The sequence below is a fragment of the Candidatus Pelagibacter sp. PS_23 genome (assembly GCF_059417905.1).
The window spans coordinates 1,174,262-1,198,168 of record NZ_CM182071.1 but is presented as its reverse complement, the minus strand read 5'-3'; the positions used below and the strand labels follow the sequence as shown (position 1 = coordinate 1,198,168).

General features: G+C 28.9%; 33 protein-coding genes. 22 read left to right on the top strand and 11 right to left on the bottom strand.

The window, feature by feature from the left end:
* Positions 1-11 precede the first annotated feature (11 nt).
* Genes hemC through AC5SLY_RS06350 form a run of 6 tightly spaced genes read left to right on the top strand, consistent with a single transcriptional unit; the run spans position 12 to position 4,931 of the window.
* Positions 12-935 (top strand): hydroxymethylbilane synthase, encoded by a 924-nt coding sequence (gene hemC, locus AC5SLY_RS06375; RefSeq protein WP_006997598.1) that lies wholly within the window; start codon positions 12-14, stop codon positions 933-935.
* 1 nt (position 936) lies between these two features.
* Positions 937-1,635, top strand: coding sequence for a uroporphyrinogen-III synthase (locus AC5SLY_RS06370; RefSeq protein WP_494598762.1), 699 nt, complete (start codon positions 937-939; stop codon positions 1,633-1,635).
* 2 nt (positions 1,636-1,637) lie between these two features.
* Positions 1,638-2,723 (top strand): mechanosensitive ion channel family protein, encoded by a 1,086-nt coding sequence (locus AC5SLY_RS06365; RefSeq protein WP_494598761.1) that lies wholly within the window; start codon positions 1,638-1,640, stop codon positions 2,721-2,723.
* Positions 2,720-3,010, top strand: a complete 291-nt coding sequence (locus AC5SLY_RS06360; RefSeq protein WP_006997601.1) for a YggT family protein — start codon at positions 2,720-2,722, stop codon at positions 3,008-3,010. Before AC5SLY_RS06365 ends, AC5SLY_RS06360 begins: the two co-directional genes overlap by 4 nt.
* Positions 3,011-3,018: 8 nt before the next feature.
* Complete coding sequence (locus AC5SLY_RS06355; RefSeq protein ID WP_494598760.1) at positions 3,019-3,864, top strand: bifunctional 5,10-methylenetetrahydrofolate dehydrogenase/5,10-methenyltetrahydrofolate cyclohydrolase; 846 nt, start codon at positions 3,019-3,021, stop codon at positions 3,862-3,864.
* A gap of 14 nt (positions 3,865-3,878) precedes the next feature.
* Positions 3,879-4,931: an MBL fold metallo-hydrolase gene (locus AC5SLY_RS06350; RefSeq protein WP_494598759.1), complete on the top strand. Its 1,053-nt coding sequence runs from the start codon at positions 3,879-3,881 to the stop codon at positions 4,929-4,931.
* Between the two features lie 2 nt (positions 4,932-4,933).
* Here the strand turns inward: AC5SLY_RS06350 and AC5SLY_RS06345 are convergent, their stop codons facing one another.
* Together AC5SLY_RS06345 and AC5SLY_RS06340 are read right to left on the bottom strand one after the other, a co-directional pair.
* Positions 4,934-6,025: a PQQ-dependent sugar dehydrogenase gene (locus tag AC5SLY_RS06345; RefSeq protein ID WP_494598758.1), complete on the bottom strand. Its 1,092-nt coding sequence runs from the start codon at positions 6,023-6,025 to the stop codon at positions 4,934-4,936.
* A complete protein-coding gene (locus AC5SLY_RS06340; RefSeq protein WP_011281617.1) occupies positions 6,000-6,710 on the bottom strand; it encodes an SDR family NAD(P)-dependent oxidoreductase in 711 nt (236 codons plus the stop codon). Before AC5SLY_RS06340 ends, AC5SLY_RS06345 begins: the two co-directional genes overlap by 26 nt.
* Before the next feature lie 27 nt (positions 6,711-6,737).
* Between AC5SLY_RS06340 and AC5SLY_RS06335 the strand changes: the two genes are divergently transcribed.
* The 6 genes from AC5SLY_RS06335 to AC5SLY_RS06310 are packed head-to-tail and all read left to right on the top strand — an operon-like array spanning position 6,738 to position 10,391.
* Complete coding sequence (locus AC5SLY_RS06335) at positions 6,738-8,228, top strand: cryptochrome/photolyase family protein (RefSeq protein ID WP_494598757.1); 1,491 nt, start codon at positions 6,738-6,740, stop codon at positions 8,226-8,228.
* On the top strand, positions 8,228-8,350 hold the full coding sequence (locus tag AC5SLY_RS06330; protein ID WP_494598756.1) for a DUF2256 domain-containing protein: 123 nt from the start codon (positions 8,228-8,230) through the stop codon (positions 8,348-8,350). Before AC5SLY_RS06335 ends, AC5SLY_RS06330 begins: the two co-directional genes overlap by 1 nt.
* On the top strand, positions 8,347-8,760 hold the full coding sequence (locus tag AC5SLY_RS06325; RefSeq protein WP_020168920.1) for a YqaA family protein: 414 nt from the start codon (positions 8,347-8,349) through the stop codon (positions 8,758-8,760). The genes AC5SLY_RS06330 and AC5SLY_RS06325 overlap by 4 nt, the downstream gene beginning before the upstream one ends.
* A gap of 41 nt (positions 8,761-8,801) precedes the next feature.
* The gene (locus AC5SLY_RS06320; protein WP_018413652.1) at positions 8,802-9,410 is read left to right on the top strand and encodes a MarC family protein; all 609 of its coding nucleotides are present in this window, start codon (positions 8,802-8,804) and stop codon (positions 9,408-9,410) included.
* A 43-nt stretch (positions 9,411-9,453) separates the two neighbouring features.
* Positions 9,454-10,173, top strand: coding sequence for a type 1 glutamine amidotransferase (locus tag AC5SLY_RS06315; RefSeq protein ID WP_494598755.1), 720 nt, complete (start codon positions 9,454-9,456; stop codon positions 10,171-10,173).
* A complete protein-coding gene (locus AC5SLY_RS06310) occupies positions 10,170-10,391 on the top strand; it encodes a hypothetical protein (protein WP_011281612.1) in 222 nt (73 codons plus the stop codon). The genes AC5SLY_RS06315 and AC5SLY_RS06310 overlap by 4 nt, the downstream gene beginning before the upstream one ends.
* Here AC5SLY_RS06310 and AC5SLY_RS06305 read toward each other — a convergent pair.
* The 7 genes from AC5SLY_RS06305 to AC5SLY_RS06275 are packed head-to-tail and all read right to left on the bottom strand — an operon-like array spanning position 10,388 to position 15,780.
* A complete protein-coding gene (locus tag AC5SLY_RS06305; RefSeq protein ID WP_494598754.1) occupies positions 10,388-11,530 on the bottom strand; it encodes an FAD-binding domain-containing protein in 1,143 nt (380 codons plus the stop codon). The two genes, AC5SLY_RS06310 and AC5SLY_RS06305, sit on opposite strands and share 4 nt — an antisense overlap.
* A 6-nt stretch (positions 11,531-11,536) precedes the next feature.
* Positions 11,537-11,917 (bottom strand): phosphate-starvation-inducible PsiE family protein, encoded by a 381-nt coding sequence (locus AC5SLY_RS06300; protein ID WP_011281610.1) that lies wholly within the window; start codon positions 11,915-11,917, stop codon positions 11,537-11,539.
* The gene (locus AC5SLY_RS06295) at positions 11,917-12,375 is read right to left on the bottom strand and encodes a membrane protein (protein WP_011281609.1); all 459 of its coding nucleotides are present in this window, start codon (positions 12,373-12,375) and stop codon (positions 11,917-11,919) included. Before AC5SLY_RS06295 ends, AC5SLY_RS06300 begins: the two co-directional genes overlap by 1 nt.
* Before the next feature lie 56 nt (positions 12,376-12,431).
* Positions 12,432-13,049, bottom strand: a complete 618-nt coding sequence (locus tag AC5SLY_RS06290) for a DsbA family oxidoreductase (RefSeq protein ID WP_011281608.1) — start codon at positions 13,047-13,049, stop codon at positions 12,432-12,434.
* 4 nt (positions 13,050-13,053) lie between these two features.
* Positions 13,054-14,241 carry an argininosuccinate synthase gene (locus AC5SLY_RS06285; RefSeq protein WP_018413648.1) on the bottom strand — a complete coding sequence of 396 codons (1,188 nt, stop codon included), beginning with the start codon at positions 14,239-14,241 and terminating at the stop codon, positions 13,054-13,056.
* Between the two features lie 4 nt (positions 14,242-14,245).
* Positions 14,246-14,752, bottom strand: a complete 507-nt coding sequence (locus AC5SLY_RS06280; protein ID WP_020168915.1) for an invasion associated locus B family protein — start codon at positions 14,750-14,752, stop codon at positions 14,246-14,248.
* Positions 14,743-15,780, bottom strand: coding sequence for an aldo/keto reductase (locus AC5SLY_RS06275; RefSeq protein WP_011281605.1), 1,038 nt, complete (start codon positions 15,778-15,780; stop codon positions 14,743-14,745). Before AC5SLY_RS06275 ends, AC5SLY_RS06280 begins: the two co-directional genes overlap by 10 nt.
* 60 nt (positions 15,781-15,840) lie before the next feature.
* Here AC5SLY_RS06275 and AC5SLY_RS06270 point away from each other — a divergent pair, with 60 nt between their 5' ends.
* Positions 15,841-16,602 (top strand): Bax inhibitor-1/YccA family protein, encoded by a 762-nt coding sequence (locus AC5SLY_RS06270; RefSeq protein ID WP_020168914.1) that lies wholly within the window; start codon positions 15,841-15,843, stop codon positions 16,600-16,602.
* A 5-nt stretch (positions 16,603-16,607) separates the two neighbouring features.
* Here the strand turns inward: AC5SLY_RS06270 and AC5SLY_RS06265 are convergent, their stop codons facing one another.
* Positions 16,608-16,952 (bottom strand): DUF2794 domain-containing protein, encoded by a 345-nt coding sequence (locus AC5SLY_RS06265; RefSeq protein ID WP_020168913.1) that lies wholly within the window; start codon positions 16,950-16,952, stop codon positions 16,608-16,610.
* Entirely contained in the window at positions 16,945-17,496 is a 552-nt protein-coding gene (locus AC5SLY_RS06260; protein ID WP_494587291.1) for a septation protein A, read from the bottom strand. The genes AC5SLY_RS06265 and AC5SLY_RS06260 overlap by 8 nt, the downstream gene beginning before the upstream one ends.
* Before the next feature lie 78 nt (positions 17,497-17,574).
* Here AC5SLY_RS06260 and hspQ point away from each other — a divergent pair, with 78 nt between their 5' ends.
* From hspQ to AC5SLY_RS06215, 9 genes are all read left to right on the top strand, one after another.
* Entirely contained in the window at positions 17,575-17,895 is a 321-nt protein-coding gene (gene hspQ, locus AC5SLY_RS06255; protein ID WP_006997624.1) for a heat shock protein HspQ, read from the top strand.
* 181 nt (positions 17,896-18,076) lie between these two features.
* Entirely contained in the window at positions 18,077-18,787 is a 711-nt protein-coding gene (gene ccmC / locus AC5SLY_RS06250) for a heme ABC transporter permease CcmC (protein WP_494598753.1), read from the top strand.
* Positions 18,784-19,011, top strand: a complete 228-nt coding sequence (locus tag AC5SLY_RS06245; RefSeq protein ID WP_011281601.1) for a heme exporter protein CcmD — start codon at positions 18,784-18,786, stop codon at positions 19,009-19,011. Before ccmC ends, AC5SLY_RS06245 begins: the two co-directional genes overlap by 4 nt.
* 10 nt (positions 19,012-19,021) lie before the next feature.
* Entirely contained in the window at positions 19,022-19,441 is a 420-nt protein-coding gene (gene ccmE, locus AC5SLY_RS06240) for a cytochrome c maturation protein CcmE (protein WP_006997627.1), read from the top strand.
* A 1-nt stretch (position 19,442) separates the two neighbouring features.
* Positions 19,443-21,320 (top strand): heme lyase CcmF/NrfE family subunit, encoded by a 1,878-nt coding sequence (locus tag AC5SLY_RS06235; RefSeq protein WP_494598752.1) that lies wholly within the window; start codon positions 19,443-19,445, stop codon positions 21,318-21,320.
* Entirely contained in the window at positions 21,317-21,838 is a 522-nt protein-coding gene (locus AC5SLY_RS06230; RefSeq protein WP_020168909.1) for a DsbE family thiol:disulfide interchange protein, read from the top strand. The genes AC5SLY_RS06235 and AC5SLY_RS06230 overlap by 4 nt, the downstream gene beginning before the upstream one ends.
* Positions 21,835-22,215 carry a cytochrome c-type biogenesis protein gene (locus tag AC5SLY_RS06225; RefSeq protein WP_006997630.1) on the top strand — a complete coding sequence of 127 codons (381 nt, stop codon included), beginning with the start codon at positions 21,835-21,837 and terminating at the stop codon, positions 22,213-22,215. Before AC5SLY_RS06230 ends, AC5SLY_RS06225 begins: the two co-directional genes overlap by 4 nt.
* Positions 22,216-22,725 carry an acyloxyacyl hydrolase gene (locus AC5SLY_RS06220; protein ID WP_020168908.1) on the top strand — a complete coding sequence of 170 codons (510 nt, stop codon included), beginning with the start codon at positions 22,216-22,218 and terminating at the stop codon, positions 22,723-22,725.
* Positions 22,726-22,733: 8 nt separating this feature from the next.
* Positions 22,734-23,885 (top strand): alpha-hydroxy acid oxidase, encoded by a 1,152-nt coding sequence (locus AC5SLY_RS06215; RefSeq protein WP_020168907.1) that lies wholly within the window; start codon positions 22,734-22,736, stop codon positions 23,883-23,885.
* Positions 23,886-23,907 lie beyond the last annotated feature (22 nt).

Sequence of the window (23,907 nt, the reverse complement as noted above, 5' to 3'; positions counted from 1 at the left end):
AAAGCAATTAAATGAAAAATAGAAAAATTATTATAGGCTCTAGAGGAAGCAAATTAGCACTAATCTATGCTGAAAAGGCTAGAGAAAAAATTCTCAAACATTCAAAAGATTTTGGAATTGAAGAAGTAATCATTAAAGAAATTGTAACTAAGGGTGATCAAGTTCAAGACAAAAGATTATCAGAAGTAGGGGGTAAAGGACTTTTCTCAAAAACTATAGAGGTTGAATTATTAGAAAAAAAAATAGATATAGCGGTACATGCATTAAAAGATATGCCTTCTGAAGAAACTAGAGGATTGTTAACAGATTGTTTTTTAGAAAGAAATGATCCTAGAGAAATTTTAATTAGCAAAGACAATAAACATCTAAAAGATTTAGCATCAAATTCAATTATTGGAACATCCTCATATAGAAGAGAATTTCAGATTAAAAAAATAAGAGATGATCTTAATTGTAAATTAATTAGAGGAAACGTTGATACAAGGATAAGAAAACTTAAGGAAAATTTATATGATGCAATTATCTTATCTTATGCTGGAATCGATTCTTTAGGATTAAATCAAAATATCTCTCAAACTTTTTCTACTTCAGAAATTATACCTTGTGCTGGACAAGGAGTTATTGCCTTGCAGTGTAGAGATAACGATGAAAGTTTAATTGAATTATTAAAACAAGTTGATCATCAATCAACACATAGCTCAATAAAAGCTGAAAGAAATGTTTTAAAGGTTTTAGAAGGAGATTGTGAAACAGCAGTAGGAGCATTTGCAAATATTGAGGGGAATAAAATTAATCTTGAAGTAGAGCTTTTTTCACTAGACGGCAGTAAAAGATTTTATTTAAAATCATCTGAAAGTGTAGATAAAGCAGAAGAATTGGGAATAGAGATGGGAAAAACTCTTAAAAAGATGTCTAATAATTCTTACAAAAAATAATATGCATATTTTATTTACAAGACCTCTAGAAGATTGTCATGAAATGATATTAAAATTTCAATCATTGGGTCATGAAATATCTCATTTACCTTTAATTAATATTGAAGGTTTAAAATACGAAGCACCAAACTATTCGGAGTTTAAAGCAATTATTTTTACCAGTGCTAATGCTGTTAAATTTTTGGATATTAAGAACATTGATAAAAAATTAAAATGCTTTTGTGTTGGAAGTGCTACTGAAAAAAAAGCCAGAAGTGTTGGTTTTCAAAATGTTTTTGCAGCTGAAGGAAATGTTAGTAATCTTAAGGAATTAATCTTGCAAAATTTTAAACCTTCTGATGGAAAGCCAATTTATATAAGTGGAGAAATAATCTCTAGTGATTTAGACAAAGAGCTTATTTCGAGTGGGTATACAATAGAACGATTAATTAATTACAGAGCTAACCCAATTGAAAAATACGATGAAAGCTTTATCGAAAAATTAAAATTAAAAATGCCTGAAATTACTTACATTTATTCGCAAAATAGTGCGATTAATTTTTTAAAAGTAATTAAAAATTATCAGCTAGAAACCTTATGGATGAATACTAATTTAATGTGCATTGGAGAAAAAACCTCTTCAATTCTTAATGAAATAAAGTGGAAAAAAATTTTTCTTTTTAACCCTGGAGAAGAGGAATTTTTGCTATATAAAATTTAGCTATGGACATTTTTAACAATTTTAGTGAATTATTTTTTTCAGTTTGGTCAAAGGGAATTCACGGTATTGATATTTTTCAAATATTAATTGGAATTGGGATTTTTTTTATTTTTTTAATTTTTAGAGGAATTATCAGTAAAGTAATTATTAAAAGATTAGAAAGTATCTCTAAAAGAACAACCAATAAACTAGATGACACTTTCGTCCATGCAATGGTTGGGCCAGCAAGATTTCTTCCCATTGTTCTAGGTTTTTTTATTGCAAGTTATTACATGTCTTTTGGAGAAGATGGTAAAGTAGCTATTGATACAATTAATAGAACTTTAATAACTATTTTTATTTTTTGGGTGATACATCAAATTGTTGAACCCATCTCTTATATTTTAAGTGGTTTAGATAAAATGTTAACTAGAGAGTTAATTGGCTGGATTATTAAATCATTAAAAATTTTGATTTTCATTCTAGGCTTAGCGGCTGTTCTTGAACTTTGGGGAATAAAAATTGGACCAATTATTGCTGGACTGGGTTTATTTGGTGTTGCAGTTGCTTTAGGTGCACAAGACTTATTTAAAAATTTAATATCAGGAATTTTAGTTTTAGTTGAAAAAAGATTTAAAATTGGAGATTGGATTTTAGTTGAAGGAACAATTGAAGGTATTGTCGAAAAAATTGGATTTAGATCAACAGTGATTAGAAAATTTGATAAATCTTTAGCAATAATTCCAAATTTTCAATTTGCTGAAAACTCAGTAGTTAATATTAGTGAAACAACCAATTGGAGAATAAGATGGTCCATTACTCTTCAATACGATACCACTGTTGCACAGTTAAAAAAAGTAAGAGAAGAAATAGAAAACTATATTAATAAAAGCGAGGACTTCAACCAAAGTGTTGGTGTTGCGGTAAGAATTGAAAAGTTTTCTGATAGCTCAATAGATCTATTAGTTAGATGTTTTACGGCCAGCAACAGTTGGAGCGACTCTCTTTTAGTTAAAGAAAGATTAGCGATTGCAATTAAAGAAATAGTAGAAGGAAACAAAGCTTCATTCGCATTCCCAAGTCAGTCAATTTACATTGAGAAAAAATGATAGCAATTTTTTATTTGGTTCTTCAAATATTAAAGCTCTATTCTTATGTGGTAATTGCAAATGTAGTTATCAGCTGGCTTGTTGCATTTAATGTTTTAAATACTCAAAATAGATTTGTTTATTCTATTTTAGAGGTGACTTATCGATTAACAAATCCTGCACTTAATAAAATAAGAAGTTTTTTACCTAATTTAGGATCAATAGATATTTCACCGGTTATATTACTTTTATTGATTTGGTTTATAGAAATGTGTATGAAGTTGTACATTGCGCCAATGATTTTTTAGAGGAACACATGATCTTAATAGATGGAAAAAAAATAGCAGCTGAACTTAGAGAAGAATTAAGACAAGAGGTCGTAGAGCTAAAAGCTAAACACAATAAAATTCCTGGGCTTACAGTTATTTTAATTGGAGAAATGGCCCCTAGTCAAATATATGTTCGTATGAAAGAGAAAGCTGCGAATGAAGTAGGGTTAAAATCTGAAGTAATTAGATACCCAGGGACTGTGGAAGAAAAAACAGTATTAGATAAAATTGAAGAATTAAATAAAGATGAAAGTATTTCAGGAATTTTAGTTCAACTACCTTTGCCAAAGCATATTGATAAGCAAAAAGTTATTGAAACTATTTTGCCAGGTAAAGATGTTGATGGATTTCACCCAATGAATGTTGGAAATCTTTCTTCAGGCTATGAAAGTTTAGTTCCTTGTACTCCTTTAGGATGTTATTTAATGATTAAAAAAATTGAACCAAATTTGAGTGGAAAAAAAGCTGTTATGATTGGTAGATCAAATTTAAACGGTAAACCAATGGCGCAGTTACTTTTAAAAGAAAATTGCACAGTAACAATTACTCATTCAAAGACTAAAGATTTAAAAGCAGAATGCTTGGAGGCAGATATTATAGTTGCTGCTGTTGGCATTCCAGAGCTTGTGAAAGCGGACTGGGTTAAAAAAGATGCAATTGTAATAGATGTTGGGATCAATAAAACTGAAAACGGTATTGTCGGTGACGTTGCATTCGAAGAAGTTTCAAAAGTTGCAAGAGCTTTAACACCTGTTCCAGGTGGTGTAGGGCCAATGACTATTGCCTGTTTGTTAAAAAATACTATTGAGTGTTTTAAAAGATCTCAAAAATAAAAATATCAATATAGGTGAGAAAATTTATAATTTTTATATTTATAATTATTGCATATAACTCATCATTAATTGCTATGGAAAAAAAACCTTATCATCATTTACCAGATGGAACTTTTAGAAATCCAGAAGGATCACCTGTTAGAACTAGTCAAGCGAAGTTTTCTTACACACAATTCATTAAATTGAAAAAGAAAATTGACATGACCGTTCCTAAAGAACACGTTGTTGATAAAGAAAAAGTTTTATCTGATTTAGAAAAGTATAAAAATGAAGATTATATTGCTTGGATTGGTCATGCTACTTACTTAATTAAACTTGGAGATACAACAATTATAACTGACCCAGTGTTTTCAAAAAATGCGGGACCTTTAATTTTTGGCCCAGACAGATTTACTGAGCCTGCTTTAAATTTAAATGAAATTCCAAAGACTGATTTATTATTATTAACACATAATCATTATGATCATCAAGATATGAGCACCATTAGAAAATATCCGTTTAAGAATACAAAAGTTTTGGCACCACTAAATCTTGGAAAATACTTTACAAAAAATAAATTTAAAGATGTAAATGAAATGGATTGGTATGAGGAAATTCAGGTTAATGATGATCTGAAAGTAACATTACTCCCAGCTGTCCATTGGTCGAAAAGAAGCCTAACAGATATGAACAAAACACTCTGGGGCAATTTCTTAATTGAATATAGGGGTAAAAAAATCTTGTTTGCTTGCGATACTGGCTATGGAAATATTTACAAAGAATTAGGTGAAAAATATGGTCCAATTGATTTAACAATGATTAATATTGGAGCTTATGACTTTAAGCCTATGTTTGATAAATCGATTTATCACACAACGCCAGAAGAAGCTTTAAATGTAGCGCAAGATTTAAGAAGTAAAAAGGTTATGGGAACACACTGGGGAACTTTTGTTTTATCGCTGGAACCTATTATGGAACCACCAGTAAGATTTAAAGCTAGTGCTGAGGAGTATGGTTTTAAAAAAGATGATGCTATAATCTTTAAAATTGGAGAGATAAATTCATTAAAAAATATATTATCTAATTAAAATTATTTTTTTTCCATTAACCATAAGGCATTTTCACTTAAGAAAAATATTTTACCATTAGACGGATGAACTTGAATATCTCTTATTCTTCCAACATTATCTTTAAATATAACATTTTCTTTCACATTAGTTGGATCATTAAATATTAGTTTTCTTAAAGATCGATCTTTTAAAGAAGTAACTAGCGCATGCCCATTCCACTCTTTAAACTCATTTCCTCTATAAATTGTAATAGCACTTGTAGCTATAGAAGGTACCCAATATTGAATTGCTTTAGTAAAACCTGGCTTCCATTTTGGGCCAATAGTAATTCCAGAATAATTTTTTCCACCCCAGCCTAAAATTTTCCATCCATAATTTTCTCCTTTTTTTGCCTCTCCAAACCAATCACCACCTCTTGCTCCATGATTACTTAAATATATTTTTCCATCATAATCAGAGAGTGTTAAACCTTGTGGATTGCGAACACCTATTTGATAGATTTCAGGCAACCAATCTGGTTTACCAGTAAACTTTGGGTTATCTTTGGGAATACGACCATCAGTATGAATTCTAATAATACTACCAGGATGTTTTGTGGGATCTTGGGCAATCATACCTTGGCCTCTTTCACCAGCTGATGCATAAATATAATTATCTTTAATCGCTAACCTTGAACCAAAATGATAACCAGAATCTATAGGAGGGTTTGCTTGAAAAATATTTTTAAAATTTAATTCTTGTTTGTTTAATTGTGCTTTTGCAATTGATGTGCTTGTTTTTAAATTTCCCCTATCTTCTGAATAAGAAATCCACAGAGTATTATCTTGGTGAATAATATCTAATAACCCACCTTGGCCGACTTCTAAAAAATTAAGATTATGTTTAATCTCTGTAACTTCTTTTGAAATAAGATTAACAATTTTAATTTTTCCACTTTTTTCAGTAATAATGATTTCATCATTGTTAATAAAGGATGATCCCCAAGGTTCATCTAACTCTATAATTTTAGTGAATGTATAATTATTGGAATAGCTTTTTGAAGCAAATAAAAGAAAAAAAATTACTAATAAAAAATATTTTTTCACTTTAAGAAAGTTTTGATCTACCACCATCAACAGCTATTATCTGTCCAGTAATCCAAGAACTCTCTTCAGTAATTAAAAATTTTGCAAGCGCTGCAGAATCTTTTCCTTCACCCAATCTTTTAAGAGGATGAGCTTTAGCAATTCCTTCTGCAATTGCAGGATTTTTTAACATTGGTTCTGCAATTTTAGATTTTGATAAACTGGGTGCAATACAATTCACTCTAATATGTGGAGCAAACTCAGCAGCTAGTGTAACAGTTAGCCCCTCAACTGCAGCTTTAGCAGAAGCAATAATTGTGTGATTAGTAAAACCTCTTTGAGCAGCAACAGTTGAAAATAAAACAACTGAGCCTTTGTTCTTTTTTAAACTTTCTTGAAATCCTTTTATTGCTTCAATAGCTGAATAAAGGTTTAGTTTCATACATTTATTCATATCTGCTTCTGTAACCATCCTTAATGGTTTTAAATCAATAGATCCCACACAGTAAGCGATACCCTTAATTTCACTAATGTCTGATTTTACTTTTTCTATAAATCCTTCTTCTAAAACGTCAGCAACCGTATAAGTGCAGCCTAATTTTTCTGCAATAGTTTTAACTTCATTTTCATTTCTTGCTATTAGATGAATATCATTTCCTGAATTTTTCAATTGTTCAGCTAAGCTGGAACCCACAGAACCTGTCGCACCAAAAATAAGATATTTTTCTGACATATAATTTTTATTTAGTTATATTTAACTATGAAATTGTTTTTTATACTTGGCAATCAATTATTTCCATTAAAATACGTAGACCGCTTCAAAAAGGACCACTCTTTTTACATGGCAGAAGACTATGAACTATGTACTTATGAAAAGCATCATAAGCAAAAGATACTGCTATTTCTCTCTTCTATGAGGTCTTATGCAGATATGCTTAGAGCAAATAAATACAAACTTGAATATTCTAAAATTGAGGACAAAGGTTTTAAAGATACTTATTTTAAAAAATTAAAAATTATCATTAATCAAAAAAAAATTACTGAAATTTCAAGTTTTGAGGTTGAGGATAAATTTTTTGAAAAGAAAATTTATCAATTTTTAAAAAAAGAAAAAATAAACTGGAATATTATTAAAACTCCAATGTTTTTAAACTCAAGAGATGAGTTTAAAAATTATTTAGTAAAATCAAAAAAACCTTTTATGGCAACATTTTACAAGGAAGTTCGTAAAAAATCTGGAATATTAATGGGAGCAGATGGAAATCCTATTGGGGGTAAATGGAGTTTTGATGAAGATAACAGAAATAAATTACCAAAAGATATATCAATACCAAAATTTCCAAAAATTAACGAAACTAATCATACTAAAAAATTAAAACCAATTATTGAAAAATTATTTAAAGATCATCCTGGTAGCACTAATGATTTTTGGTTAGCAACAGAATACAATGATGTGGTCAAACTTTTAGATTTTTTTATTAAAGAAAAATCAAATTTATTTGGCGATTATGAAGATGCTGTTAATCAAAAAGACAATATTTTATTTCATAGCGCATTAAGCCCGTATATTAATTTAGGATTGATAACCCCTGAAATTATCATTCAAAAAATTTTAGAATTTCATAAAAAACACAAAATTAGAATGAACTCACTTGAAGGTTATATTCGTCAAATAATAGGCTGGAGAGAGTTCATGCGTGGAATTTATCAAGGTTACTCTGATGAAATGGAAACAAAAAATTTTTTCAACCATGAAAGAAAAATGAAAAAGTCTTGGTATGAAGGCACAACAGGTTTGCCTCCACTGGATCATGCAATTAAAAATGCCGTTAATCATGGCTGGTCTCATCATATAGAAAGGTTAATGATTTTATCAAATATAATGAACCTTTGTGAAGTGAAACCAACAATTGTTTATAAGTGGTTTATGGAAATGTTTGTAGATTCTTCTGATTGGGTGATGGTCCCTAATGTTTATGGAATGGGCTTATTTAGTGATGGAGGTATTTTTGCAACGAAACCATACATTTGTGGATCAAGTTATTTTATGAAAATGATGGATTTTAAAAAAGGGGAATGGTGTAATACGATGGATGGTCTTTATTGGAGGTTTATAAATAAAAATAGAAAATTTTTTTTAAAGAACCCTAGATTGTCTATGATGGTTTATGTTTTTGATAAAATGAAAGATGAAAGAAAGAAAATGATTTTATCTGAAGCTGATAAATTTATTAAACAAAATACTATTTAATGAAAAAAGAAAATTTACCTTCAAAAGTTTGTCCCATTTGTAAAAGACCTTTTGTTTGGCGTAAGAAATGGAGGCTTAATTGGGATAAGGTAAAGTATTGCTCCAAAAAGTGCTCTAAGTGATTTACTTATCTTTATTTGCTATATCTTTTTTAGCTGCAACAATTTTACCATTTTCATCTGAGCTGACATTGGCAGGATTAATTGCAACATCAAATTTTGATAATTTATTATTGTTAATTGTTGCTAGTTTTGGGAATATTTTGGGATCAGTTGTTAACTGGGTCTTGGGATTTTATTCAAGAAATCTTAGTACAAAAAAGTGGTTTCCGTTTAAAGACAAACAAATAGAAAACTCTTCAAAATGGTTTAATAAATTTGGTAAATGGTCATTATTATTTGCTTGGGTTCCAATAATAGGTGATCCACTGACTTTAGTTGCAGGCTTATTAAGAGTTAGATTTTTAGATTTTATTATTTTAGTGGCAATTGGAAAAGTAAGTAGGTACGTCTTAATTTATTATTTGTTTTAATATTTGCTGAATTTATCCAGGTAACTATGCTAGAAAAGTGAATGCTTGAAATATTTATTCAAACTTTCTTTTTATATTTTATTGTTATTGATCCACTAGGAAATACACCTTTATTCTTAGCAGTAACTCAAAATATGAGCAGCCAACAAAGAGTTAAAACTGCATTGAGCGCAACAATAATTGCATCAATCATATTGCTATTCTTTGCATTTCTTGGAAGCACTTTATTAAGTTATTTGAATATATCTTTTCCAGCATTTACAATTGGTGGAGGCATCATTTTATTAATAATTTCGATGGAAATGTTGTTTGATAAAAGACAACAACGAAAAGAAGATGACATTGATTTCAATTCTGAAAATGTAAGTGTGTTTCCTTTAGCAACACCGATTATAGCAGGACCGGCTGCAATCACATCTGTTATTGTTTCTGTTTCAGATATGGGAAGTAATTTTACAAACCAATCTGTCGGAATGATTGCTTTGGCTTCAGTTTTACTTTTAACTTTTATATTTTTTTTTACTGCTTCAAAATTTTCTCAGATAATAAATAAAAAAGTTATTAGTGTAATTTCAAGAGTAATAGCAATTATTCTAGTTGGATTAAGTGTTCAGTATATTTTAGACGGAATAAAAACCTTTTTAGCTTAAAGTATTGTTCAGTAGACTATTTTAAAATGCTATAAATATAGTAATGAACATAATTGTCTTACAGCATATAAAGATTGAAGACCCAGGCTATATCAAAGATTTAATGTTAGCTGATGGTTTTAACTTAACCACTATAGAGCTAGATGAAGGTGAAAAAATCCCAAGTGATCTAAGAAAATTTGATGGAATGTTTTGTATGGGTGGTCCAATGGATACTTTTATGGAACAAGAATATCCATGGCTAATTGAAGAAAAAAAAGCAATTAAAGAATTTGTTGTTAATTTAAAAAAACCTTATTTAGGTTTTTGTCTTGGGTGTCAGTTATTAGGTGAGGTAATAGGTGGTAAGGTAGTTAAATCAAATCCAGCAGAAATTGGAATAATGGATATAAATTTTACTAAAGAAAAAAAGGAGGATATTTTATTTTCAAAATTTCCAGATCAAATTAAAAGTTTGCAGTGGCATTCATATGAAGTGCAAGGAATAGATAATAATAAGGATGTAACTTTACTAGCATCATCTCCTATTACTAAATATCAAATTTTCAAATACCAAAATCACGCATATGCAATTCAATTTCATATAGAAATTAGAGACACAACAGTTAATGAGTGGGGGTGTGTGCCTGAATATAAAAAAGCTCTTGAAAGTCAATTAGGTGAGGGAGCTTTAGATAAATTTGATCAAGCTGCAAAAAATAATATGCCTGATATGAATAATTATTCTAAGATACTTTATGAGAATTTTAAAAGGCTATTATGAATAATAAATTTTTTGAATGGGCAGGGGTTATTACGGCAATCCTTTATTCTATGTTTGTAGCCTTAAACATTGGAATAGAGTTTTTAGGATTTTGTTTGTTGCTGTTGTCTGCCATTTTAATTGGTATCTGGGCATATAGAGGAGGTCACAAGGGAATACTTGTGTTGCAATTTTTTTATGCAACAGCAGGTATAATTGGAATGATACGTTGGTTTTAATTAAAATTAGCAATAATTTTTGGAATATAGTTTTTAAAATTAAAAAAACCTTTATTACAATATTGCCAAGAAAACTGATCCAACTTTCTATATAAAAATCTTATATTTTTTAATTGATTATTTTGAATAAAATTTAAATTTTCACCAACGGTTGGATAAAGCGCATAAACTTCTTCGGTAATATTTTTTAAATCATTAATGTTAATAGTTTCACAATTTATTGATTTTTCTTTCAATCTTATTTTTTGATCCTCTAAAAGATTTGCTTTAAATTTCAACACCTTTTCACTTAATTTGATAGTTCTATCTGTTTTATTTGAGACTAACAAAATTTTTTTAAACTTATGTTCTTTAAAATCAGAAAATTCAAATGTCATATTATTTTCAAATATTAATAAAGTTTTATCTTCCAAAATCTCAGAATTTTTAAAGCCTTTGCTAATAACAGAATATATCTTATCATTGGATATAGGTTTGGCATTTTCATTAAGTTTTATGTTTTTAAATCTATTATTTGTAAATTTATTTATATTCCATTCACTTGCAAGGTAATGCTTGCCTTGAGTTTGAATGCCAGCAACCCATCTCCAACCAAGGGTATTTGATGCAGCATCCCCATCATATAGATGTTGCATAAAAAACTCAGCTCCCAACTGCCATGGTAATTCTAGTGTAAAAATCCAAATGCTAGCAAACCACATTCTTGTGTGGTTATGAAGATAATTGTTTTCTTTAAGTTCACTTACCCATTGATTAAAACAATCTACATTTGTTTTTCCTTCAGTTGCATCCAAATAACTTTGATTGTTTTTAAATTCTTTTTTAATTTTATCTAATTCTATTAAGTAATCTGACCAAACATCAGGTCTTAGTTCTAGCCAACCTTTCCAATAAACACGCCAAAGAACTTCCTGAATAAATTTTTCATTATTTGCAAATGAAAACTTTTTAAGAGATTTATTAATTACTTCTAATTCATTAATTATTCCGTGAGTTATATAGGGGGATAAACAAGAAACATTAGATCTATTACTAGGCCCAAAATCAAAATTTCTTAGTTTTGAATAATCTGAAAGATTTTGTTCAACAAAAGTATTTAATTTATCAACGGCTTTAGCCCTTGAAGCTTCAAAAATCATTTTAAACTATTTAGATTTTCTTTTCTTTAGACCCAATTTATCACTGTGTCTTAATCTTAAAATAACTATTGCAGATGCAATTAGAACTATAGCTATAGCTTCATAGACTAATGCTGATGGATCCATTTCTTTTCCTTGTAATATAATAAATCGTGCGAGAGCAGTGATGGCAATTAAAAGAGGTAAAGTTATACTGATTGATTGTTGATTCCAAAAAACACGAACCATTGCTAAGACTTCTAAATAAAGAAACATTAAAAGTAAATCTGCTAGCATTACAGATTGATTTAGAAACATATTATTAATTTCCATACCAACAGCAATTACAGTGCTCACTAAAATAATGCACATTAGTGCAAGCTGTAAAATTTTTGCTATTTTATCCATTACTTATCCTTACTAAATGGTAGCCACTTTTCAAACACAGATTTTACTGGTCCATCATATGGAATTGAATAAGAGCTAGGGTTTGGACTTGTTAAAATTTCTATTCCCTTAGAAAATACAAAGATGAATACAATTACAAAAACAATAACCATAATCTTAAATGGATCAAAGTTTTTAGTTTTGAATACACTGCTAGATTGCGCCTCTGCTTTATGAAAATGTTTGAATGTCATGTAAACTGCAAATATCAATCCAATATGAGCAACGTATAAACCGGCCCAACCAAATGCAAAAGTTGTATAAGAAAATATGTATAAACTAAAAACAGTTGTCCAAACGAAACTCAGAACTAATAAAATTTGTAATCTAACAGATCTTGGTAAAGACCTCAGATCATTTTTGCTATCATCAAATAAAATGTTAGCAGCATCTTTCATCCAATTTTTTAGAGCTTCCATATAGCTAGAATAGATATTTATATGTTAAAGGCAAAGGATAAAGTGTCCTTTAATTTTTAGCTTAAATTGGACTTTATTACACTTTCTAAATTTGCAGAGCTTTGGGCGCCTGAAATAAAATCTGTTCCTATTTCAAAGAAGGGTACTCCATTAATTTCTTTCTCTCTTGCGACTAAAATATATGAATTAATTTCTTCAATATTTTTTAAATTAAAAAAATCATTGATTGTATCTCCATTAATATTAAATTCTTTACCAATATTAATTAAGATTTCTTTATCTCCAATATCAAGACCTTCAATAAAGTATGATTGATATATTTTTTCTTTAATTTCGTTGTGTACATTAGATTGTTCGGCTAATTTTATTAATAAGTGAGAAAATACTGTATTGGGTGTTTTCTTTATCTTATCTAGATTAAAATTAAGATTTTCTTTATTCGCCTCTTCTGTCATTCGATCATACATTGGTTGAGCAAACTCTTTCCCACCAAACTTTATTTCTAAGTACTTGTTTCTTTCAATTCCTTCTTTAGGCATGTCAGTATTTAGTTGAAATGGAACATGCTCTATCTCAAACTTAGTCTCAGGAAAATTTTTTAATGCTTTATTTAATCTTGTCTGACCAATAAAACACCACCCACAAATTGTGTCAGCAAATACTTTTATTTTCATTAATTTATGAACGAAGCTTTTGTTTATGAAAGTTAATAAATCTTTCTACATTTGATTTATTAAAGGTTTTATTTTCTTCAAAAGAAACTTTTTTCATTGAGTAAGCATTACTTTTTGTCTGTCTAGACATTATAGTGATATTGCCTTTGTATAATTTAAGCTTAACAGAGCCATTAACTTTATTCTTTTTAAGATCGACAATTTTTTGAAGTTTAAATCTTGCTTTTGAGTACCAGTAACCATTGTAAATAAGTTCAGCATATTTAGGCATAATTTCATCTTTTTTATGCATAGTTTCTTTGTCCAAAGTAACAGACTCAATTGCTCTGTGCGCTGACATTAAAAGTGTTCCACCAGGCGTTTCATAAACACCTCTAGATTTAATCCCAATAAATCTGTTTTCAACTAAATCAACTCTACCTATTCCATTTTTGCCGGCAACATTATTAAGTTTTTCTAACAAATTTCCAGGCGATAGTTTTTTACCATTAACAGTTATGGGGTCTCCATTTTTAAATCCTATAGTTACAAATGAAGCTTTGTTAGGTGCTTTTTCAGGAGATACTGTTCTTTGAAAAAGAAACTCAGGAGCTGAATTTTTTGGGTTTTCTAAAACCTTACCCTCAGTTGATGTGTGGTATAAATTATCATCAATAGAGAAAGGAGGAGCACCTTTTTTATCTGTTGGAATTGGAATATTGTTTTTTTTTGCATATTTAATTAAATCTGTTCTAGAGTTTAATTTCCATATTCTCCATGGTGCAATAATTTTTACTTTTGGACCAAAGTAATGATATCCTAATTCAAATCTCACTTGATCATTTCCTTTGCCAGTTGAACCATGAGAAACTGCATAAGCTCCAAATTTTTTAGCGGCAGCAATTTGACGTTTTGCAATTAAAGGTCTTGCAATTGAAGTACCCAATAAATAAACACCTTCATAAATTGCATGCCCTCTAATCATTGGAAAGACATAGTCTTTTACAAATGTATCTTTTAAATCTTCAATAATGATATTTTTAACACCTAGTCTTTTGGCATTTTTTATAATTTTTTTTCTATCAATTTCTTGCCCAACATCTGCAGTATAACAAATAACTTCTGCATCATAATTTTCTTGAAGCCATTTTAAAATAATAGAAGTGTCTAGTCCGCCAGAATATGCGAGTACAATTTTCTTTTTAGATTTCATTTAATTAACTGCAGCTAGTTTTTGCAGCATTATAGGCTTTCGTAAATCCTAACAATGAATAATGGTCTATAGTTTGAGAGCCTTTTTGATTATGACCAGTGATCATAATTCTTGATCCTTTCTTCATGGTCTTAATCATTTTGTTTTCAAGTTTGTTATCAGCAATCCAAGCAAAACCTTCTTGAGCAATATCAAATTTGTATTTAGATTTACCTGAAGTAGCTATAATTGAGTTTTGATTATTAAATTCATAGCCACCAGTAACGCTTATTTCATCATTTATTTTTTCGGCAGGTCTAAATGAAACAAACATTCTTGCTTCTCTAGGGTCAGATTTTGGGGCCTGCAACACAGGAACTGATTGAGCAAAACAAACTTTACCGGTTTGTTCAGTTATAATAATTGTTTCCCAGTCTTTAAATTTACCAACTTTTTTTACTTCTTGTGAATTTACGCTAACAGCAAATAAGCTTACAAGAATTAGAATTATAAAATTTTTAATTATGGACATGGGTTAGGGTAAATTTTTTGTACTTCATTTATTTCTTTAATTACGTCTTCACTTAAATCTATACCTATACTTTCTATATTAGTTTTCAACTGTTCCATTGTCGTTGCACCAATGATAACCGATGTTACAAACGGCTGAATTTCTAAAAATTTTAAAGACATTTGAGCTAAATCCAGATTGTGTTTCTTTGATATTTCATAATATAATTCAATAGCTTTTTCAGCATTTTGATTATTATATCTAGACCAAAAATCACCATCTCTTTCCATTCTAGAATTTTTTGGCAATTGTTTATTTCTGTATTTTCCAGATAAATAACCACACGCGAGAGGAGAGTAAGCTAGCAATCCGGCTTGCTCCCTAATAGACATTTCTGCAAGTCCAATTTCATAAGTTCTATTTAATAAATTATAAGGATTTTGAACTGAAAGCATTCTTGGTAAATTTTTATCTTTTGAAAGCTCTAAATATTTAGATAATCCCCACGGTGTTTCATTCGATACACCAACGTATTTAATTTTTCCTTGATCAATAAATTTTTTTAAATTTCCTAGAATATCTTCAAACCTAGTCCACTCATTGCTATCATCATGTTCATAACCTAGTTTGCCAAAAAAATTTGTTTTTCTTTCTGGCCAATGTAATTGGTACAAATCAATACAATCCGTTTTTAATCTTTTTAAACTTCCTTCAAGTGCTTCTGTAATATTCTTTTCTCCAAATTGATTTCCACCACCTCTTACATACTCTCTCATTGGGCCACAAACTTTTGAAGCTAAAATTACTTTGTCTCTCTTTTTTGTTTTTTCAAACCAATTACCAATAATAGTCTCAGTATGACCAAACGTTTCTTGTCTTGGTGGAACAGAATAAATTTCCGCAGTGTCCCAAAAGTTTACACCCTGATCTAAAGCATAATCCATCTGCTCAAAACCTTCATTTTGGGTATTTTGTTCACCCCAAGTCATAGTACCGAGACAAATAGTGCTTACTTTTAAATCTGTATTTCCTAATTTTTTATAATTCATAATTATTTAATCTTATTAAGACATCTTGAAATAATAGTAAAAGGCTATTATATATGTGTCATGGAATTCAATAAGCAAAACATATTAAATAAAGTAAAAGAAGCTCAGCAATCAACAGTAGTAATGGATGAGGGCTTAAGAGCCTACATGCTAAAAGTCTACAACTACATGGCTTCTGGTATTTTGTTAACAGGACTTATATCTTTAATATTTTTCAAACTATCTGTAGTAACAGATGCTAATGGATCAATTACAGCATTAACAAGCTTAGGAAATACTATATTTCTTTCAGGTTTTAAATGGGTGGTTATGCTTGCTCCACTTGGAGTAGTTTTTTACATGAGTGCTAGAATTAATAAAATGACAGCTTCAGCTGCTCAAACTACTTTTTGGGTTTTTGCTTCTTTAATGGGGCTATCATTATCTTCAATATTCCTAGTTTATACTGGAGCGAGTATCACAAGAGTATTCTTTATTACCTCTATTACTTTTGGTGCAATGAGTTTGTATGGTTACACAACTAAAAGAGATCTTACAAAATTAGGATCATTTTTAATGATGGGCTTAATTGGTATTATTGTTGCATCAGTTGTTAACATGTTCTTAAAATCTTCAATGATGGATTTTGTAATCTCAATTCTAGGTGTTTTAATTTTTGTAGGTCTTACTGCTTATGACACTCAAAAAATTAAAAACATGTATGTATCAAGCGATACGGGTGAGTTGATGGGTAAAAAAGCTGTAATGGGTGCCTTAACTCTTTACCTAGACTTTATAAATTTATTTATAATGTTGTTAAGATTATTTGGTCAAAGACGATAGTCTTTTTATTTCTTAAGGTTTTTCCAATTAGTATTTTTAAGTAAAATTTCTAGATCAAAGGAATTTTTTAAAACTTTCCCATTAGAGTCTGTAATTAAATACTTTAGATTTTTACTACTAGGTTTAAAGTTTTTACAAATTTTATATAAAGCATTCTCTGCTGCATTTTTAAAGACACTAAAGCTAACCTGTCTGTTAGAAATGTTTAGACCATAGTCTTTCCATGATCCTTCAGAGACCATTTTTGCATATAGATCTAAAATGATTTTAAGTTCATTTTTTTCAAAAAATTGTCTTTCTTCTATTTGTTTGTGAGGATTATTTACGACTAGCTTTAAGTTTCTATTCATCAAGCTTGTATTTATTAATCAATGATATTTGAAATGCTGTAAAGACAAGGGTTATTGGTAACATTCCCCATACCTTAAAATTAACCCAAAACTCTTCTGTTTGCGTTCTCCAGACACATTCATTAAGGATTGCAAGAAAGAAGAAAAAGTACATCCATCTTTTGTTTAATAATTCCCAACCCATATCAGTTAGAGCAATTGATTTACCCATAATTTTTTTAAGGACAGGTTCTTTTGTAAAATATTTTCCAAAATATAAAGCAAGGGCAAATAAAATATTAATGATCGTTGGCTTTACATAGATAAAAACTGGATCATTAAAATAAATTGTTAGACCCCCAAAAAATGTAATTAAGATACCACTTATTAATGGCATCATAGGTATTTTTTTTTCAAAAAACCAAACAACTGCTAGTGCAATTAATGTTGCAACTATGAGTGGAGGAATCGCAACTGCTAGGTTCTTATCATTATTATAATAATAATAAAAAAAAACGGCTAAAGGCCCAAAGTCTGTTGCAAATTTAAGAAAAGATTTATTCACTTGACAGATATTAACATAATAAAAAAAATATAAATGTTTTTTATTGATTTTTATTTTTAAACCCCCATATTAATAACAATGGCAATTCAAAAAGCAAAATTTTCAATAGGAGACATTGTAAAACATAAACACTTTGAGTTCAGAGGTGTAATTTATGATGTTGATTTCGAATTTAATAATTCTGAAGAATGGTATCAATCTATTCCAAAGAATGTTCGTCCTAGAAAAGATCAGCCTTTTTATCATTTGTTAGCCGAAAATGATGAAATTACATATGAAGCATATGTTTCAGAACAAAATCTATTAATGGACGATTCAGAAGATCCAATTAAACACCCTTTAATTGAAGAGATTTTTTCTGGTAAAAGAGGCTCTAGCTACTTTAAGCCCTCTAATTAATTCTTTTTTCAAACACAATTAATTCAAATCTTCGACATATATAGTTGTTATCTTTAATTATGTTCTGATCAAGAGTGTTAAATAACGTTTTTATCATTATTGACTCCCTCTGCATTCTTGATCAGGATGACTTTCCATAATAAAAACTAAATTATCTTTTTTTAATATATATAATTTAAAAATGTTTAAATATTTTGAGCCTAATAAAATTTTTACAATAACCTCTAGAGCACCAAAGTATGTTTTATTTTTATTTATTATTGTCTTAACAATTGGTTTAACGGAAGCGCTTATACTTTCACCTGAAGATTATAAACAAAGTGATGCAGTAAGAATTATGTATGTTCATGTGCCAGCTGCATGGATATCACTTGGAATATTTACAAGTTTAGCTTTATTGTCTGTTGGAAGTTTTGTTTTTAAAAATAAAAATTTTGCATTAATTGCTAAAAGTTTAGCACCTTCTGGATTCATTTTTAATATTATAGCATTAGTAACAGGATCAATTTGGGGAAAACCAACTTGGGGTACTTGGTGGGCATGGGATGCAAGAATAACTTCTATGTTAATTTTAGCTTTGTTTTATGGAATGTATTTATTGGCTTGGAGAATTTATGAGGACAAAGAACAGGTAGTAAAGGTTACTTCTTTGATTGCAATTTTAGGAGTGGTAAATGTTCCTATCATTAAATTTTCTGTAGACTGGTGGAACACGTTACATCAACCATCTTCAATTAATATTTTATCAACCAACACGGCAATTCACCCATCAATGTTAGTCCCATTGGGCATTATGACTGCGGCATTTGCCCTTTTTTCATTACTCATTTTTTTGATGAAATATAATACTGAACTGATAAAAGTTAAGAATAAAGGATTAGATAGATTATGATAAATGAAATAATTTCAATGAATGGATATGGAGCTTACGTTTGGTCAGCTTTTTCATTTACATTGATTAGTTTTACAGCCCTGTACTTTGTAACTAAATTACAGCTTTCAAAAGAGCAAAAAAGATTTGCTTCTAAATTTGGTTCTCTAAATGTTGAGAAAGCTAGAGCTGCAAGATCACAAAATATTAATAGAGAAATATTATCCAATACATCAAATATTTAACTAATAAACCATGTATGGTAAAAAGGTTAAATTACGAATTGTATTTTTAGCTTTAATCTTAGCCTCAGTAATTTTAACAGTTTTTTTAGTTTTACAATCATTAAAAGAAAACGTTGTATATTTTCAGTCTCCATCTGAAATAAAATCTTTAATAGAATTAAATAAAAAAAAAATAAGAGTGGGTGGGATGGTTAAAGAACAATCTATTTTTATAGATTCTGATAAAGTTAATTTTGTTATTACTGACTTTAAAAATGAAATTAATGTTGTTTATTCAGGGGCAGTCCCTAATTTATTTGCTGAAGGAAAAGGAGTGGTTGCTGAAGGTTTTTTAAAAGATAAGAATTATTTTACAGCTACTAAAATTTTAGCAAAACACGATGAAAATTATATGCCCCCAGAAGTTAAAGAAGCTATAGGAGATAAATAAATTGCTAGCTAATCAGATAGGTTATTATTCTTTAATTTTAGGGTTACTACTTTCGGTATTGCTTTGTGGGGTTTCAATTAAAGACTTTAATAATACTAATAAGCAGATTAACCAAAATATATTATCTCTATCATTTCTACAGTTAGTTTTTGTAATTGTGAGTTTTTGGAGTTTGATTGTATCTTTTATAAAATCAGACTTTAGTAATGAGACTGTTTTTAATAATTCTCACACAACCAAACCATTATTCTATAAAATCTCAGGAACTTGGGGAAACCATGAAGGAAGTTTGTTATTATGGTTATTAGTATTAACTTTATTTATTTTTTTGTTTTTAATTAAATCAAGAGAGCAGCCTAAAAAATATAGAATTTTAACTTTACTATTTCAGCAAATAATAATTATCGGGTTTTTCTTATTTGTATTAATAACATCTAATCCTTTTAATTATTTATTTCCAATTCCTAATGAAGGTCTTGGTCTTAACCCAATTTTACAAGATCCAGCTTTAGCAATTCATCCTCCAATTTTATATTTAGGTTATGTTGGTACCTCTATAATATTTTCATCATCCCTTGCCGCAGTTACACAAAATTATGTCACCAAAGAATGGGGACAGCATATTAAAAAATGGGTTTTAGTTTCTTGGATTTTTCTAACTATTGGAATTATGCTTGGATCAATTTGGGCATATTACGAACTAGGATGGGGAGGTTTTTGGTTTTGGGACCCAGTTGAAAATGTTTCTTTAATGCCATGGCTAACACTAACTGCATTATTGCATTGCATTGTAGTGTTAGAAAGAAGAGCATCACTAACATCTTGGGTGGTTATACTGTCTATTACAACATTTACCCTAAGTATGTGTGGAACTTTTTTAGTAAGATCCGGAATATTAAATTCTGTACATACATTTGCTAATGACCCTGCAAGAGGTATTTTTATATTAATATTTTTATTTGCACTAATTGTCTTATCGTTAGGAATATTTTTTATATTTCACAAAGAAAATAATAAAAGCTCAAATAATTTTTTTTGGCTTAGTAGAGAAACTTCTATCTTAATAAACAATTGGTTTATGATGTATTTTTTAGCTGTTGTTTTAATAGGTACGGTATATCCAATTTTTCTAGATGTAATATCTAGTGAAAAAATATCAGTAGGGCCTCCTTTTTATCATAAATTAATTGTTCCTTTTTTAATACCATTTCTATTATTCATGTCTCTTGGACCAAGACTTAAATGGATTAAATCAAAAATTGAAAATAAGAACTCACTAATTATCACATTTATAATTTCAGTAATGTTAACCTTTTTTATTATAAAAAATTTAACTGCTGACTTACTTTTTTATACAGTTTTAATTTCAGCTGCTTTTTTTTTATTCTTTACAACTTTAAAAGAATTATTTATTAAAAAATTTAATAATATTTCTCAAACTATTTCACACTTTGGTTTCAGTATATTAATATTAAGTATTCTGTTTAACAGCATTTTATCCTCAGAAATTATAACCAACATAAAAATTGGTGAAAGATATGATTATAATAAAGGTGAAATTTTTTTTAAAAAGATAGAAGAAAAAAAAGAAAGTAATTTCAACTCCATCATTGCTTCTTTTGAAATAAAAGACAAAAATGGCAAAACTATTGAATTAAAACCTGAGATTAGAATTTATAATCAACCTATAATTATTACTAGTGAAGCAGATATAAGAACAACATTATTAGAAGATAAGTTTTTAGTAATGAACCTTGTAAAGGGTAATGAATATTTTAATATTAGATATCAAGTAAAGCCATTTATGGTTTGGATATGGATCTCAGTTTTACTATTATGCCTTGGTGGATTAATGAGTTTATTTAAAAGAAAGACATGAAAAATAAGTTTAGCTTATTTGTTGTAGTTATTTTCTTAAGCTTTTGTTTTGTTATTTTTTATAAAGGGTTAAATACTCCAAACACCTATACCCCAAAGGTTAATGAGAAAAAAAATATCCCAACTTTTAAAGCTAAGGACTTTTATTCAAATAGTTATGTAAATTCAGATAACATTTTTGAAGAAAACACCTTTTATATTGTAAATATTTGGGCTTCCTGGTGTGTACCTTGTAGAACAGAACACCCCTTATTAATGCAACTAAGTAAAAACCAATCAATTAAACTAATTGGATTAAATTATAGAGACAATTTTAATAATGCAAAAAAATTTATTAATGACCTTGGCAATCCATATTCAAGAATTTTAATTGATAAAGATGGAACTCTAGGAGTTGAATTTGGAGCTTATGGAGTTCCAGAAACTTTTTTAATAGATAAAAATAAAAATATAATTAAAAAATTTGTTGGTCCAATCAATCAAGAAATTGTTAATGAAATTAAATTAATTATTAAATGAAAATTTTAAAAATATTTATAATCCTATTTTTAGCCACAAGCTTTTTTGAGTTAAAATCAGATGAAGCAAATGATATTTTAAAAAATAAAATTTTAAAAAATATTCGTTGTTTAATTTGTCAAGGTCAGTCTGTATACGACTCAGAATCTGAATTTGCCTCCAGTATTAAACTAATTGTTGATAGAAAAATTAATGAAGGATTAAAAGAAAAACAAATATACCAATTTTTAAGAGAAAAGTATGGTGATTGGGTGATTTTTGATCCCCAGTTAAACAAAAACACTTATGTTTTATGGTTATTACCATTATTGTTATTTTTGTTTGGTGGTGCAATAATATATAAAAAAATAATATCTAATAAAAATAACAAAATTTAAATGAAACATTCCAAGTTAGTATCAAAATTTATTTTTATCATTTTTTTTAGCCTATTGTCTTCAATAGTTTATTCAGAAGAAAATAGTTCTAAATTTAATGTTTATTCTGGAATGTTTGACTTCAGTGATACTGGTAAAAAATCAACTTTAATCGGATTTCAACATCAGAATGAAGATTTAAATAGAGATACTTTTTTAGGTAATATTTCTCCAATAACGGGCGCATTAGTGACTGCGGACTCTGCTGCATATATTTATACAGGTATTCAAGCTCAATATAAGTTAGGTAAAATTAATTTTATTCCAAGCTTTGCACCGGGATTGTATAGTAAAGGTGATGGTAAAGATCTGGGTCATATTTTAGAATTTAAAAGTGAACTACAAATTTCTGTAGATTTTGTAAGCAACAGTCAACTTGGTTTTTCTTATAATCATCTTTCTAATGCTAGCTTGGGAACAAAAAATCCTGGAGCAAATAGTTATATGTTTAATTTCTTTAAATCATTTTAAAAGAACATATGAACTTAAAAGACTGTTATAATTTTAATGACTTTAGAAAATTAGCAAAAAAAAAATTACCTTCTCCAATTTTTCATTACATCGATGGTGGTGCAGACGATGAAAAAACTTTAAAAAGAAATACAGATTCTTTTGATGATTGTGATTTAATTCCAAACATTCTTGCTAGTGTTGGTAAACCAGATCTTTCTACAACTGTTTTTGGAAAAAAAATTGATATGCCAATTTTTCTCTCACCAACTGCAATGCAAAGACTTTACTATCATGAAGGTGACAAAGCCTCAGCAAGAGCTGCTGAAAAGTTTGGAACTTTTTATAGCATGTCTACAATGGCCAATAATACTATTGAAGAGATTGCTGATATTTCAAATGGACCAAAATTATTTCAACTATATGTTCATAAAGATCAATCAATTACGGACGACTTAATAGACAGATGTAGAGTGTCTGGTTTTAATGGTATGTGTCTAACAGTTGATACATTGGTTGCTGGAAACAGAGAAAGAGATCACAGAACTGGCTTTACTACCCCTCCAAAATTGACACTTCAAAGCTTAATGAGTTTTGCCATGAAACCTGAATGGGTATTTAATTATTTTACACATAAAAAATTTGAATTATCAAATGTTAAAAATAAAACAGACAAAGGAACAAATATTTCAAAATCAGTTATCGAATATATCAATGAACAATATGACCCGGCTATGAATTGGAAGGATGCTGAATACTGTGTAAAAAGATGGAACGGTCCATTTGCCCTTAAAGGGGTGATGTCAGTTGAAGATGCAAAAAGAGCAATAGATATTGGTTGTACAGCAATAATGATTTCAAATCATGGGGGTAGACAATTAGACGGTTCAAGATCACCCTTTGACCAAGTTAATGCAATTAGAGAGGCTGTTGGTGATAAATTAGAGATTATTTTAGATGGTGGTGTAAGACGTGGAACCCATGTTTTAAAAGCTTTAGCAGCTGGTGCAACGGCGTGCAGTTTTGGAAAAATGTTTTTATTTGCCCTAAGTGCTGGAGGTCAACTAGGTGTGGAACGTCTATTGCAAAACATGCATGATGAAATCAATAGAAATATGGTATTAATGGGCTGTAAGACTTTAAAAGAATTAGATATGTCAAAATTAATTTATAGAAAATAGTTTTTACTTATCAAAATTATAT